Source organism: Mesobaculum littorinae, from assembly GCF_004011175.1.
GTDB lineage: Bacteria > Pseudomonadota > Alphaproteobacteria > Rhodobacterales > Rhodobacteraceae > Tranquillimonas > Tranquillimonas littorinae.
In genome coordinates, this window is the sequence record NZ_RQXX01000002.1 from 91,047 (window position 1) to 105,180 (window position 14,134).

Annotated in this window: 13 protein-coding genes; 9 read left to right on the forward strand and 4 right to left on the reverse strand. The window is 66.5% G+C overall.

Going from position 1 to position 14,134, the window contains the following annotated elements:
* Positions 1–3 precede the first annotated feature (3 nt).
* From EKE94_RS05240 to EKE94_RS05250, 3 genes are all read right to left on the reverse strand, one after another.
* Positions 4–921 carry an ABC transporter permease subunit gene (locus tag EKE94_RS05240; RefSeq protein ID WP_127906285.1) on the reverse strand — a complete coding sequence of 306 codons (918 nt, stop codon included), beginning with the start codon at positions 919–921 and terminating at the stop codon, positions 4–6.
* 128 nt (positions 922–1,049) lie between these two features.
* A complete protein-coding gene (locus EKE94_RS05245) occupies positions 1,050–2,348 on the reverse strand; it encodes an extracellular solute-binding protein (RefSeq protein ID WP_127905565.1) in 1,299 nt (432 codons plus the stop codon).
* Between the two features lie 361 nt (positions 2,349–2,709).
* Positions 2,710–4,944, reverse strand: a complete 2,235-nt coding sequence (locus EKE94_RS05250; RefSeq protein WP_164870835.1) for a Hint domain-containing protein — start codon at positions 4,942–4,944, stop codon at positions 2,710–2,712.
* A gap of 342 nt (positions 4,945–5,286) precedes the next feature.
* On the opposite strand from EKE94_RS05250, the gene EKE94_RS05255 reads away from it, so the two are divergent.
* The 9 genes from EKE94_RS05255 to EKE94_RS05295 all read left to right on the forward strand — a co-directional run bounded on the left by EKE94_RS05255 (position 5,287) and on the right by EKE94_RS05295 (position 13,395).
* A complete protein-coding gene (locus tag EKE94_RS05255; RefSeq protein ID WP_127905567.1) occupies positions 5,287–6,216 on the forward strand; it encodes an ABC transporter ATP-binding protein in 930 nt (309 codons plus the stop codon).
* On the forward strand, positions 6,213–6,974 hold the full coding sequence (locus EKE94_RS05260; protein ID WP_127905568.1) for an ABC transporter permease: 762 nt from the start codon (positions 6,213–6,215) through the stop codon (positions 6,972–6,974). Before EKE94_RS05255 ends, EKE94_RS05260 begins: the two co-directional genes overlap by 4 nt.
* Before the next feature lie 56 nt (positions 6,975–7,030).
* Positions 7,031–7,828: a S49 family peptidase gene (locus EKE94_RS05265; RefSeq protein WP_127905569.1), complete on the forward strand. Its 798-nt coding sequence runs from the start codon at positions 7,031–7,033 to the stop codon at positions 7,826–7,828.
* A gap of 168 nt (positions 7,829–7,996) precedes the next feature.
* Positions 7,997–8,956, forward strand: coding sequence for a calcium/sodium antiporter (locus EKE94_RS05270; RefSeq protein ID WP_127905570.1), 960 nt, complete (start codon positions 7,997–7,999; stop codon positions 8,954–8,956).
* Positions 8,957–8,961: 5 nt separating this feature from the next.
* Positions 8,962–9,741 (forward strand): SDR family oxidoreductase, encoded by a 780-nt coding sequence (locus EKE94_RS05275; RefSeq protein WP_127905571.1) that lies wholly within the window; start codon positions 8,962–8,964, stop codon positions 9,739–9,741.
* 292 nt (positions 9,742–10,033) lie between these two features.
* Positions 10,034–11,920: an excinuclease ABC subunit UvrC gene (uvrC, locus tag EKE94_RS05280; protein WP_127905572.1), complete on the forward strand. Its 1,887-nt coding sequence runs from the start codon at positions 10,034–10,036 to the stop codon at positions 11,918–11,920.
* Positions 11,921–12,068: 148 nt separating this feature from the next.
* The gene (gene pgsA / locus EKE94_RS05285) at positions 12,069–12,689 is read left to right on the forward strand and encodes a CDP-diacylglycerol--glycerol-3-phosphate 3-phosphatidyltransferase (RefSeq protein WP_127905573.1); all 621 of its coding nucleotides are present in this window, start codon (positions 12,069–12,071) and stop codon (positions 12,687–12,689) included.
* A gap of 13 nt (positions 12,690–12,702) precedes the next feature.
* Positions 12,703–12,948, forward strand: a complete 246-nt coding sequence (moaD, locus tag EKE94_RS05290) for a molybdopterin converting factor subunit 1 (protein WP_127906286.1) — start codon at positions 12,703–12,705, stop codon at positions 12,946–12,948.
* A gap of 3 nt (positions 12,949–12,951) precedes the next feature.
* Positions 12,952–13,395: a molybdenum cofactor biosynthesis protein MoaE gene (locus tag EKE94_RS05295; RefSeq protein ID WP_127905574.1), complete on the forward strand. Its 444-nt coding sequence runs from the start codon at positions 12,952–12,954 to the stop codon at positions 13,393–13,395.
* 403 nt (positions 13,396–13,798) lie between these two features.
* Here the strand turns inward: EKE94_RS05295 and EKE94_RS05300 are convergent, their stop codons facing one another.
* Complete coding sequence (locus tag EKE94_RS05300) at positions 13,799–14,128, reverse strand: hypothetical protein (protein WP_127905575.1); 330 nt, start codon at positions 14,126–14,128, stop codon at positions 13,799–13,801.
* Positions 14,129–14,134 lie beyond the last annotated feature (6 nt).

A 14,134-nucleotide genomic window follows, 5' to 3' on the forward strand; every position in this document is an offset into this window, starting at 1 on the left:
GGATCACCCGTAGTGGACGCGGCGTTCGAGAAAGCGGAACTGCACCACGGTCAGCGCCGCGACGACCAGCATCAGGATCACCGACTGCGCCGAGGATCCGCCGATGTCGTTGCCTTTGAACCCGTCGAGGTAGACCTTGTAGACCAGCGTCATCGGATTGTTGGCGGGCTTGTCCTTCACCACCACGTCGAAGATCGCGAAGGTGTCGAACATCGCGTAGGTGATGTTGATGATCAGCAGGAAGAACGCGGTCGGCGCCAGCAGCGGCAGCACGATGTCGCGGAACCGCCGCCAGCCCGACCGCGCATCGATCAGGGCCGCCTCGCGCACCGATACGGGCACGGTCTGCAGCCCCGACAGAAAGAAGATGAAGTTGTAGGGGATCTGTTTCCAGACCGAGATCGTGGTGACCGCGATCGTGGTGTCCCAGTAGTTCACGCCGACCTGCAGGTCGCGGCCGAAAAAGCCGAAGAGGGCGGTCATTGGCCCGATATGCTGGTCGAAGATCATCATGCCGATCAGCCCCGCGACGGGGGGCGCGATGGCGTAGACCGAGATCAGCACCGTCTTGTAGGGCCCCGCTCCGCGGATCACCTTGTCGGCCTTCACTGCCAGCAGCAGCCCGATGCCCAGCGACAGCGCCGTGACGACCACGCAGAAAAACGCGGTAAAGGCCGCCGTGGCCTGGTAGCGGGTGTCGGTCAGGGCGTTGGTATAGTTCTCCATCCCCACGAAGGTCGAGCCGAAGCCGAACGGGTCTTCGATGTAGAACGACGACACCACCGCCTGCACCGACGGCCAGTAGAAGAAGATCACGACGACCGCCAGCTGCGGGGCCAGGAACAGCCACGGCGTCAGGGGGCGGTCGAACTGGACCCGTTTCTGGGGCGTCGCGGCGCCGGCCTTGACCAGGCCGCGCATCAGTCGCGCGAAGGGGCGGCGCGGCGCGGAGGCAGGCGGATGAATGAGGCTCACAAGGGCATTTCCCGAAATCCGGAACGAAGAAAGGGACGGAGCGGCGGCCGCTCCGTCCCGTTATGGGGTCTGGTTCAGTTCGAGGCGGTGCGGCCGAACCGTTCCAGCAGCTTGTTGCCCTCGGTCTCGATGATCTCGAAGGCCTCGCCGACCTCGACCTCGTCCGAGAAGATGCGGTTGAACTCGCGCTCCATCACGGTGCGGATCTGCGGGTAGAAGCCCAGGCGATACCCCGAGGTCCATTCGCCGCCTTCAAGCTGCAGCTGCTGGATGCCGACTTCGGCGACGGGCTGCTCGTCGTAGTAGCCTTCGTCCTTGGCCATCTGGTAGGCGGCTTCGGTGACCGGCACGTAGCCCGTGTTCTTGTGGTAGTAGACCTGCACCTCGGGCGAGGTGAGGAAGGTGAAGAACTGCGCGGTGCAGGTGTTCTCTTCCTCGGGGTGGCCGGCCATCGCGAAGAGCGCGGCACCGCCGATGAAGCTTTGCGTGCCTGCGCCCTCGATGCTGTCCCAGTAGGGCATGAACACGGCCGAGAAGTCATCCGACATCGACTGCTGCAACCCGCCAAACGACCCCGAGGAGCCGATCCACATGGCGCTTTCGCCTTCCTCGAAGGGGCGCAGGTTGTCTGCCCAGCCGGCGCCGTAGAAGCCGAAGAGGTCCGCGTCGGCCCATTCCTTGAGCTTTTCGAACATCATCACCTGGTTTTCGTCGGTGACGATGATCTCGGTGCCTTCGATGGCGTCGTAGCCGTTGTTGTTGGTCGCGAACTGCTGGTTGTTCCGCGACTTGAAGTTCTCGACCATCATCCAGGTCAGCTGCGAGGCGGTCATCGGCAGGTAGCCGGCCTCTTTCAGCGCGGGCGCGATCTCTTCGAACTCTTCCCAGGTTTTCGGAGGCTCGACACCGGCCTCCTCGAAGGCCTTGGTGTTGTAGTACATGATCGGCGCGGACGAGTTGAACGGCATCCCGATGAACTTGCCATCGGAATCGGCGTAGAAGCCGCGCACGCCGGGAATGAAGTTCTCGCGGTCGAACTCTTCGCCCGCGTCGAGGATCAGATCCTCTGCCGCGATGGTCGCGCCGTCGGCCGAGATGATCGTCGCCGCGCCGGCGTCGAAGACCTGCAGGATGTTGGGCTGCTCGCCCGAGCGGAAGGCGGCGATGCCGGAGGACAGCGCCTCTTCGTAGGTGCCGCGCGAGATCGGCGTCAGGTTGCACTGGTCCTGCGCATCGTTGAACTGCTGCGAGATCTCGTTGATGACCTCGCCGTTGCGGCCGCCCATGCCGTGCCACCAGCTGATGTCGGTGGCCGCCATGGCGGTTGTGGCGGTCAGCATGGAACCGAGCGCGAGTGTGGTGGTTTTGAACATTACGTCCCCCAAGGTTTGATCGCGGCTTCCCTAGGCCTGCCACATAACAGATTGTTGACAGCTTCGCGACGCCGGGATGACATTGCCTATGCCTGCCGCAACGTCCGTCAGCCGCCGCGCGCGGGCGTTTGAACAGGGGGCGTGTGAATATGGCGAACCGCGGGTCGGGGCAGGGGTGAAGACCCTGGCAGGACGCGGTCAGCAGCCAGGCGACTTTGCCAGAGTTCCGAAGAGTGCAGGGCGTCCGTAGGGTGGGCCGCCCGGCAGCCGTGTCATGTAAGGTGCAGAAAGGCTGGAGCCGACACCGTTGCGGCGATGGGGGGAGAAGCACCGCCGGAGCGCGACGCCTGCGAAGGGCGCGTCAGTGCAGCAGCGTCATCGGGCCGTGGTTGGCCTGGTGTTCGCGCAGGTCGCGGCGGCGCAGGTAGTCGCGGGCGGGGGCGCCGTAGCCGTAGCGGTCGCGCGCGTCGGTCAGAAGGCCGGGGAAGATCTGAAGAAGCTCGCGCAGCGTCGGGTCGTCCAGCGCGGCCAGCCCGATGGGCCCGGGAAAGAAGCTTTCCGACGGCGTGCCTTCGGCAAAGATGATCTGGTGGCGGTCGAACATCAGGTGCACGTAGGTCACCTGCCGCCGCCCGCGCATCGGCGTGACATGACCGCCGGGAAAATCAACGAGGTGCTTGGCCCGGATCAGCCGTTCGCTGCCGTCGCCGGGCAGCTTCACCAGCATCCCGTGCTGGGGCGAGACCACCAGGTCCCGCTCGGTGTTCAACAGGCCCTTGCGGATCACGATGGGCTTCAGCTCGGGTTGGGCGCGCAAGTCGCGATGGCCGAGCACCCGGCGGCCGATCCAGGCCACGGGCTGGGGGCCGTTGTCCTTGGTCATCACCAGGTCGCCCGGCGTCAGCTCCTCGATCGGGCGATAGCCCGAGGGCGTCAGGATCGCGGTGCCCTCGGTATAGCAGGGGATGCCCGCGGCGCGCCGTTGCGCCCCGGTTTCCATCGACGAGGGCGCGACGCCCGACATCGTCACCCGCTCGCCCGTGGGGAAGGTCAAGACCGCGTTGCCCAGCCCGTCGTCGCCGACCTGCACGTCCCAGCTGCGCACCGGCGCGCCGCGCGCGGTCAGCATGCCGGTCACGTCGAACTGGTCCGCGCCGATCCAGCCGCCATTGCCGTCGGGCACCGGCGCCTCGAACCCGGCGATGGTGTCCGATCCGCTGCCGTTGCCCAGAACGACCTCGTCGACGGCGTTGTCATCGGCGCCGAGCGACAGGTGATCGTCGCCGCCACCACCGGTCAGCCGGTCCGCGCCACCGTCGCCGCGCAGCGTGTCGGCGCCCGACCCGCCGGTCAGGGTGTCGTCGCCCGCCCCGGCGTCGATCTCGGTCCCCGTGGACTGGCCGGAGGCATCGACGCTGTCATTGGCGGCGGTCAGGCGCAGCCGCTCGATCTCGGAAAAGCTCAAGGTGTCGGCGCCGTCGCTTGCGGACCCGGCCTCGTCACCCGTGAAGGTGACGGAAACAGGCGTGCCGACGTCGCTGAAATCCAGCGTGTCGTGGTCGTCCCCGGCTTCGCCACCCTCGACCGTGTCGGTGCCGAACCCGGAGTCGACCACGATGGTGTCGGCATCCGCCCCGCCCGAGACGAAATCGTCCCCCGTGCCGCCAGACAGGACATCGTTGCCCTCGTCGCCGTAAAGGCTGTCGCCGCCGCCCATGCCCGACAGCGTGTCGTCGCCGGCCCCGCCGTGGAACACGTTGGTGTAGCGGTCGCTTCCCCAGCCTTCCTTGTCGAAGCCGCTGATCGAATCGTCGAAATCCGACCCGATCACGCCATCGATGCCGGTATAGGTGTCGCCCTCTGCCGTGCCGCCCCGGCCCGTGCCGCCGTTGAGCTCTACCGTCACGGCAGCGTCGGAATCGCTGTAATCCGCGATGTCGAGCCCGGTTCCGCCGGAAAGCGTATCCGCGCCCACGCCGCCCCGCAGGGTGTCGTCGCCCGAGCCACCCGAAAGCCGGTCGCCCCCCGCCCCGCCCGAGAGGAAATCGTCACCCGATCCGCCGGACAGGGTGTCGGCACCGCCGTTTCCGGCAATGGTGTCGTCGTCCGCGCCGCCCTGAAGCGAATCGCCACGCTCCGTGCCGGTGATCTTGTTGGCCGCATCGGGGTCGTAGTCGGCAGAGTCGATTTCGGTGTAGGCGGGGCCCGTGCCGGGGTTGTGGGTCGAGACGATGTCGTAGGTGTTGCCGGGCTGGACAGGGCCGTCGGCGATGTACCCCATGGAATGGCCGCCGATCTCGACCGAGTAGACCGATACCATGTCGCCGTGTTCATCGGCGAAGGTCCACGCCTCATCCACGTAGACCCGCCCTTGGCCTACCACGTTCCCCGCCGCGTCGCGGACGACGGCGTACTGGTTCCCGTCGTCGCCCGACTCGTCGTGATAGCGGTCGCCGCCCAGGTGGCTGTCGTCGTCGGAGATCTCGAATGTCAGGGCATCCCGGTCGGCGTCGAATTCCGGGTCCAGCCGCATCTGCGTGCCCGAGACCGCGACATAGGAGTCGGGCCGGTAGCCTGCGAAGACATAACTCGTCATGCGTCCCACCTTGGTTGCGCAGGAATACCCCGGCCTCCCCCTCATGGGGCGACCCTGGTGAAGGGATTAACGTCCGCTGCGGGCGGAAATGTGGTGCGGGATGGCCGGTTTTCGGACGGTTTCGGCGCAGGCCTGCCGCTTTTCGCCGGACGGCGGGGCGCCTGGGCGGTCGTTTTCGGCCCGCATCGGCCCATGTCGCGCCCATCTCGCGCGCCCGCCGGCGCGTGGGGGCCCGCCCGGCAAGACCAGGCCTGCCCGGATCAGAGCGCGGCCCCCCTGCGCCAAAGCACATTGCGCCGCCGGGGGGGATGGGCATAGCTGGCAAGCGAAAGGACGCGCATCATGGCCCCCATCGTATCCGTCAAGGATCTTACCAAAACCTATACGGGCGGCGTGTCAGCGCTGAAGTCCGTGTCGCTCGACATCGAAGAGGGCGAGATCCTCGCGCTGCTGGGCCCGAACGGCGCCGGCAAGACGACGCTGATCTCGACCATCTGCGGCATGACCATGCCCAGTTCCGGCCGGATCACGGTCGGCGGGCACGACACCGTGCGCGACTATCGCAAGGCGCGCGACCTGATCGGGCTGGTGCCGCAGGAAATCTGGCTGGAGCCGTTCGAGAAGGTTCATGCCACCGTCGCCTTTTCCCGCGGGCTGTTCGGCAAGCGGCGCGACGACGCCCATATCGAACGCGTGCTGCGGCAGCTGTCGCTGTGGGACAAGCGCGACGCCAAGGTGATCGAGCTGTCGGGCGGGATGAAACGCCGGGTGCTGATCGCCAAGGCGCTCAGCCACGAACCGCGGGTGCTGTTCCTGGACGAACCCACCGCCGGTGTCGACGTCGAGTTGCGCAAGGAGATGTGGGAAACGGTGCGAGAGCTGAAATCGCGTGGCGTCACCATCATCCTGACCACCCACTATATCGAAGAGGCCGAGGCGATGGCCGACCGCATCGGCGTCATCGCGCACGGGCAGATCCTGCTGGTCGAGGACAAGACCGCGCTGATGCAGCGGCTGGGCGCCAAGCGCATGGAGATCGAGCTGCAGGAGCGGGTGACGGAGATTCCGCAGGGCCTCGCCGCCTACGACCTCGCGCTGGGCGACGAGGGCAGGCGGCTGGTCTACACCTACGACACCCAGGCCGAGCGGACGGGGATCGGTCGGCTGATGAACGACCTGCAATCGGCGGGGCTGGCGGTCCGCGACGTGCATACCACGCAAAGCAGCCTCGAGGATATCTTCGTCGACATGGTGAAGGAGGACGCGGCATGAACCTTCAGGCCGTCCGGTCGATCTATCTCTTCGAGATGGCGCGCACCTTCCGCACCATCCTGCAATCGATCATCTCTCCGGTGATCTCGACCTCGCTTTACTTCGTGGTTTTCGGCGCCGCCATCGGCAGCCGCATCGACCAGGTCGAGGGGGTCAGCTACGGCGCCTTCATCGTGCCGGGGCTGATCATGCTGAGCGTGCTGATGCAGTCCGTCAGCAATGCGTCCTTCGGGATCTACTTTCCCAAGTTCACCGGCACGATCTACGAGCTTTTGTCGGCGCCGGCGAGCTTTCTCGAAGTGACGGCGGGCTACGTGCTGGCGGCGGCGACGAAATCGCTGATGATCGGCACGATCATCCTGGCGACCGCGTTTCTGTTCGTCGACCTCACGATCCAGCACCCGGTCTGGATGGTAATGTTCCTCGTGCTGACCTGCATCAGCTTTTCGCTCTTCGGCTTCATCATCGGGATCTGGGCCAAGAACTTCGAACAGCTGCAGCTGGTGCCGCTGCTGGTGATCACCCCGCTCGTGTTCCTTGGGGGATCGTTCTACTCGATCTCGATGCTGCCGCCGGTGTGGCAGACGATCACCATGTTCAACCCGGTGGTCTACCTCGTCTCGGGCTTCCGCTGGGCGTTCTTCGGCGTGGCCGACGTGTCGCTGGGGCTGAGCCTTGCCGCGATCACGGGGTTCACGGCGCTGTGCCTCGTCGTGATCTGGGCGATCTTCCGGACCGGCTGGCGACTGCGCGATTGATCTTTCGCCGCCCCCGCTTCTTGTGACGGGGCAGAGGGCGGTCTACATCGCTTGGCATGAAGCGATTTCTTCCTTTCCTGAACCGGCCGCCACGGGTGGCCGTCCTGCGGCTGCAGGGCATGATCGCCACCTCCGGGGCGGGGCGTCTGAACGACGCCACGCTGGCGCCGATGATCGAAAAGGCGTTTCGCCGTGGCAAGCCGGTGGCGGTTGCGCTGGTCATCAACTCGCCCGGCGGCAGCCCGGTGCAATCCTCGCTGATTGCAGCACGCATCCGCCGGCTGGCCGAGGAAAAGGGCGTGCCGGTCTATGCCTTCGTCGAGGACGTGGCCGCCTCGGGCGGGTACTGGCTGGCGACGGCGGCCGACGAGATCTACGCCGACGAAAGCTCGATCCTTGGGTCGATCGGCGTGGTGTCGGCAGGCTTTGGCCTGAACAAGTTCATCAACCGCCACGGCATCGAACGGCGCGTGCATACCGCGGGCCGGTCGAAGACGATGCTGGACCCTTTCCAGCCCGAAAAGCCCGAGGATGTCGCCCGCCTGACGCAGCTGCAAGAGCAGATCCACGACAGCTTCATCGCGCAGGTCCGCGCCCGCCGCGGCGCCAAGCTGGCCGAGGGCGCGGATCTGTTCACGGGCGAGTTCTGGGTCGGGGCCCGGGCGGTCGAGCTTGGGCTGGCCGATGGCATCGGCCATGTCGTGCCGATGATGAAGGACCGCTTCGGCGACGATGTCCGACTGACGTCCTACAAGCAGCGCCGGCCGTTCCTGTCGCGCTTCACCTCGGCGCTGGTGCAGGACACCCTAACCGAGGTCGAGGATCGCGCGGCCCAAGCCCGCTTCGGGCTCTGATGATCGTCAAGATCGTCCTCCTCTTTCTTCTCGCCATGGCTGTGATGGCGATGTTCGGAAAGCTGCGCTTTCCGGGACAGAAACAACTTGCCTCGATGCGGTGCCCGAAATGCGGGCGCTATCGCATCGGCAAGGGACCATGCCCCTGCGGGCGGAAAGGTTGACCATTTGCCTGCGTATCTGAGCGTCGTCGTCGGGCTTGCCCTGCTTCTCGTTGCCGGGGATCTACTGGTCCGCGGGGCGGTCAACACCGCGCTGCGTCTGGGCGTGCCCGCCCTGATCGTCAGCCTGACCATCGTCGCCTTCGGCACATCGGCGCCCGAACTGCTGATCTCGGTCGGCGCGGTGCTCGACGGGGCGCCGGGGCTCGCACTGGGCAACGTGGTGGGGTCGAACATCGCCAACGTCTTCCTCGTCCTCGGGGTGCCGGCGCTGCTTGCGCGGCTGGGGACCGAGGGCGACACGCGGCAAAGCTTCTGGCTGATGATCGCGGCGACGGTGCTGTTCATTGTTCTCGCGTTCATGGGCCCGATCTCGGTGCCGTCGGGCATCATCCTGCTGGCCGGGCTGGCGGTGATGCTGGGGCTGCAGGCGCGCAACGCGCTGGCGCATCGCCGCAGCGCCAAGGCGCAGGCCGAGGCCGAGATGGAGCTTGAGGGCGCCGACCCCTCGCTGCGCTGGTGGAAGATCCTGCTGTTCCTGGCGCTGGGCCTTGTCGGTCTGCCAATCGGTGCGAACCTCCTGATCACCGGCGCGACCGAGATCGCGCTGGCCTGGGGGCTGAGTGAAACCGTGATCGGCCTGACGCTGGTGGCGATCGGGACCTCGCTGCCCGAGCTTGCGACGACCGTGATGGCCGCGATCCGGCGGCAGGCCGACGTCGCGCTGGGCAACGTCATCGGGTCGAACATGTTCAATCTTCTGGGCATTCTCGGGGTTGCGAGCCTGGTCGGGCCGATCCCGGTCGAAGACGCGGCGCTGCATTTCGACATCTGGGTGATGCTGGCTGCCGCCTTGGTCGTGGCGCCCTTCGCCCTGTGGAGCTGGCAGCTGGGGCGGCGTGCGGGCCTTGCGCTGACGCTGGCCTATGTCGCCTACCTGACGGTCACGATCATCTGGGGGACTTGAGGGGCATGCAGGAGAAACGCGCGCTTGTCACCGGCGGAGGAAAACGCCTGGGCCGGGCCATGGCGCTGTACCTCGCCGATCACGGCTTTGACGTGGCGGTGCATTACAACCACTCGGACGCCGCCGCGCGCGACACCGCCGACGAGATCCGCGCCAAGGGACGGGTCGCCGCCACGCTGGCGGCCGACCTGCTGGACGAGGCCAGCGTCGCCACGCTGGTCGACCGCGCGGCCGAGGCGCTGGGCGGGCGGCTGACGCTGCTGGTCAACAACGCCTCGATCTTCGAATACGACGACATGGACAGCATGTCCCGCGACAGCTGGGACCGTGCCATCGAAAGCAACCTGCGCGCGCCGATGCTGCTGACCCAGACCTTCGCGGCACAGGCGCCCGAGCCGGCGCGGGATGACCGCGGCGAACCCGTGGCGCAGGCGCTGGTCGTCAACATGATCGACGAACGTGTGCGCAAGCTGACGCCCTTCTTCATCAGCTACACGGTCGCCAAGATGGGGCTGTGGGCATTTACCCGTACCGCGGCACAGGCGCTGGCGCCGAAGGTCCGGGTGAACGGCATCGGCCCCGGCCCGACGCTGCAGGGCGCCAAGCAGAGCGATGAGCACTTCGCCAAGCAGCGCGCCAACACCATCCTCGAGCGCGGATCCAACCCCGAGGACATCACCGGTGCACTGGGCTACCTGCTGGCCGCCCGGGGCGTCACCGGGCAGCTTCTGTGCACCGACGGCGGCCAGCATCTGGCGTGGAACACCCCCGATATCGACCGCTGAGACTTGGCGCCTCGTCAAGTTACGCACGGGCGCCAAACGGCGTCACAAAGCTGTTAAGTATTATTTAGGGAATCCATCCACTTACGGGCGCGCAAAAAAATTACGTTTGTTATCAGCACCTTGCAGAACGGCCTAATTTTTAAGCGAAGTAACGAAAGCCCTTAAACACAATGCTGAAATCACTTCGCCCCAAACTTATCTGCAGACTTGTCCACAGTTTCGGGGGACATATTCCCTCTTGCCCTCGCCGGGCGCATGATCCTGCCCCACCACGGAATCACAGAGCCGCCCGATGACCACCGATTTCACCCCAGACAGCGACACGGACAGCCAACGTCCGCGGGGGCATGCCTGCGTCCAGAGCTACCTCAAGACGCTGGATTCCTCGCCCGGGGTCTACCGGATGCTCGATGAGAAGGGCGCGGTGCTTTACGTCGGCAAGGCACGCAATCTCAGGAACCGCGTGTCGAATTATGCCCGCCCCGCGGGGCATTCGGCGCGGATCTCGCGGATGATCGCCGACACCGCGTCGATGATGTTCCTGACCACCCGGACCGAGACCGAGGCGCTGCTGCTTGAACAGAACCTGATCAAGCAGCTCAAGCCCCGCTACAACGTGCTTCTGCGCGACGACAAGTCGTTCCCGAACATCCTCGTCGCCAAGGATCACAGCTATCCGCAGATCAAGAAGCACCGCGGCGCGAAAAGCGAGAAGGGCGCCTATTACGGCCCCTTCGCCAGCGCGGGCGCGGTGAACCGGACGCTGAACCAGTTGCAACGCGTCTTTCTGCTGCGCAACTGCACCGATTCCACATTCGAAACGCGCACGCGGCCCTGCCTGCTCTACCAGATCAAGCGGTGCAGCGCGCCCTGCGTCGGCCATATCTCAAAGGATGACTACGCCGGGCTGGTGCACGACGCCGAACGCTTCCTGCAGGGGCGGTCGACCAACGTGCAGTCCCAGCTTGCGAAAGAGATGGAGGAGGCGTCCGAGGCGATGGAGTTCGAGCGCGCCGCCGCCCTGCGCGACCGGATCCGCGCGCTGACGCAGGTGCAGTCGAACCAGGGCGTGAACCCGCAGGGCGTGTCCGAGGCCGACGTCATCGCGCTGCACATGGAGGGCGGGCAGGCCTGCGTGCAGGTTTTCTTCATCCGCGCGAACCAGAACTGGGGCAACCGCGACTACTATCCGCGCACCGGCTCGGGCGCCGACGCGGCCGAGGTGCTTCAGGCCTTCCTGGGCCAGTTCTACGACAATAAAGAGCCGCCGCGGATGCTGCTTCTGTCCGACGACATCGAAGAGACCGAGCTGATGTCCGAGGCGCTGGCCGAACGCGCCGGCCGCAAGGTCGAGATCCTCGTGCCGCAGCGGGGCGAGAAGAAGGAGCTGGTGGCCAACGCCCTGCGCAACGCCCGCGAAAGCCTGGCCCGGCGGATGGCCGAGACGGCGACGCAGACCAAGTTGCTCGCAGGTCTGGCCGAGGCCTTCGACCTGGCCGCGCCGCCGCAGCGGATCGAGGTCTACGACAACAGCCACATCCAGGGCACGAACGCCGTCGGCGGCATGATCGTCGCAGGCCCCGAGGGGCTGATGAAGAACCAGTATCGCAAGTTCAACATCCGCGGCACCGACCTGACGCCGGGCGACGACTTCGGCATGATGAAAGAGGTTCTGACCCGCCGATTCGCCCGCCTGCAGAAAGAGGACCCCGACCGCGAGCGGGGCATGTGGCCCGACCTGCTGCTGATCGACGGCGGCGCCGGGCAGGTGAGTGCCGTGCACGAGATCATGGCAGAGATGGGGGTCGAGGATATCGCCATGGTGGGCGTCGCCAAGGGCATTGATCGCGATGCCGGGAAGGAAGAATTCCACCGGACGGGCAAACGCCCCTTTGCCCTGCGCCACAACGATCCCGTCCTCTATTTCGTGCAACGCCTGCGGGACGAGGCGCACCGCTTTGCCATCGGCACCCACCGCGCGAAAAGGGCCAAGGGCGTCAGTGCAACGCCGCTGGACGAGGTCCCGGGCGTCGGCGCCACGCGCAAGCGCGCGCTGCTGACCCATTTCGGCAGCGCCAAGGCGGTCAGCCGGGCGGGATTGGCCGATCTCAAGGCCGTCGATGGCATCAGCGAAGGCCTGGCCGAGAAGATCTACGACTTTTTCCACGAACGCGGCTAGGCGGCGCGTCCGGCGGCGCTATTCGGGGGGCTTGGCGTGATCGGAGGGCCGCGAGGGGCGTGGTGGCCGCCCCCGACGCCCTCGCCAGGTCCGGAAATCTCTGGCAACGTGTCTTTCCCCGTGGACGGCAACGGACTACATCTGCGTCATGACATGGACCCTACCCAATATCCTTACGGTTCTTCGCCTGCTGGCCGCGCCCGGCGTCGCCGTGATGTTCCTCTTCTTCTTTCGGCCCTGGGCGGACTGGCTGGCGCTGATCCTCTTTGTCGGCGCCGCCGTCACCGACTGGTTCGACGGCTACCTTGCCCGCGCGTGGAAGCAGGAATCGAAGTTCGGCGCGATGCTCGACCCCATCGCCGACAAGGCGATGGTGGTGATCGCGCTGCTGGTCGTTACCGGCTTTTCCGGGATGAACCCCTGGATCCTGCTGCCCGCGACGGTCATCCTGTTCCGCGAGGTCTTCGTGTCCGGCCTGCGGGAATTCCTGGGCGCGAAGGCAGGAACGCTGAAGGTCACCAAGCTGGCCAAGTGGAAGACGACCGCGCAGATGGTGGCCATCGCGGTGCTGTTTCTGGGCACGGGGCTCGATTTCCTCGAACACGGGACCGGCGCCGAAGGCAGTGGCCTCGCCCGCCTGTCCGAGGGTCCGGCGGGCTGGGCAACCTTTCTCGGGATCATCCTTCTGTGGATCGCGGGCGTGCTGACGCTGATCACCGGCTGGGATTACTTCCGCAAGGCGCTGCCCTTCCTGCAGGGCCCGAAATAGGGGGCGCGCCATGATCGATGTCGTGTATTTCGCCTGGCTTCGCGAACGGATCGGTCTGCCGCGCGAACAGGTCGAAACCCGGGCCGAGACGGTCGCCGACCTCGTGGCCGAGCTGACCGCGCGCGAGCCGCGCTATGCCGCGGCATTTGCCGATACCGCCTCGGTGCGGGTGGCGCTTGACCAAAGTCTCGCGGGATTCGACGCGCCGTTGTCGGGCGTGCGCGAGGTCGCGTTCTTCCCGCCGATGACGGGCGGCTAGGCGATGCTGCGCGTCGATGCCGCAGCCTTCGATCCGGGCGCCGAGCTTAACGCCTTTTCTGCGGGTCTGACGACGGCAGGCGCCGTCGTGTCGTTCACCGGCATCGTGCGCGACACCCCGGCGGGCCTCGCTGCCATGGAGATCGAGCACTATCCGGCGATGACCGGCCCCGCCATCGCCGAGATGCAGACCACCGCCGCCCGACGCTGGGATCTGGCTGCAAGCCTGGTGATCCATCGGCACGGGCGGCTGGAGCCCGGCGAGACCATCATGATGGTCGCCACCGCCGCCCCGCACCGCGCCGCGGCCTTCGCGGCGACCGAGTACCTGATGGACTACCTGAAATCCCGCGCACCCTTCTGGAAGAAGGAAATTGCCCGCGACGGGACCGAGACATGGGTCGCGGCCACCCCCGAAGACGAAGACGCCTTGTCGCGCTGGGACTGAGCGCCCGGGCGCAGACACCGAAGCGGCGGCAGGGGTCGCAAAGGCGACCGGCAGGATGGTCCGAAAGGTCGGGACCGCCCTGGGCCCCGGTGTTTCAAGACAAGAGGATACAGGGGGGCGGCCCCCGCCCACCGTCGGGCCGACCCCAGGGAGCGTGCCGAGGGCCGGACGCCTTGGTGTCGGTTCAACCGGACATGCAGGAAGGGCGCGGCGTGCGGCGCGGGCTACCGTGGGTGATGAGCCGAGGGTGCCCAAGGCCCCGCCACGGTGATGACGTGCCGCGGCGCATGCGCGTCGCGCGTGCGCGGTGGCGGCGTCGCAGGGGGGTGATGTTTCCCGGCGCGATTGCCCGGGGCGGGCGCAGCAGGGCGAACGCTTGCTGCCGGGGCCGTGCGGGCGCCGGTCAGCCGGCCTTGTGCGTCCGTTCGATATAGGCGCGCAGCTCTTCGGATTCGTGGCGGGCGTCGCGCAGGCCGTCCATGGCGGCACGCAGCTCGGCCTCGGTCTGGGACAGTTGGCCGGTCATCTCGGCCTCGCGCTGCTGAAGGTAGACCAGTGCCTGATCGCGCGCTTCCTCGGCCTCGTGCAGCTGCTGCGCCATGTTGTCGATCTCGCCCAGATCGGCCTGGCTGACGCGGGTGAGGCGGTGCACCAGCCAGCAGGCGAACCAGCCCAGGGCAAAGGCGACGAAGAGGACGATCGCCGTGACGACGATGAATTCAGTTCTGTTCATTCACTC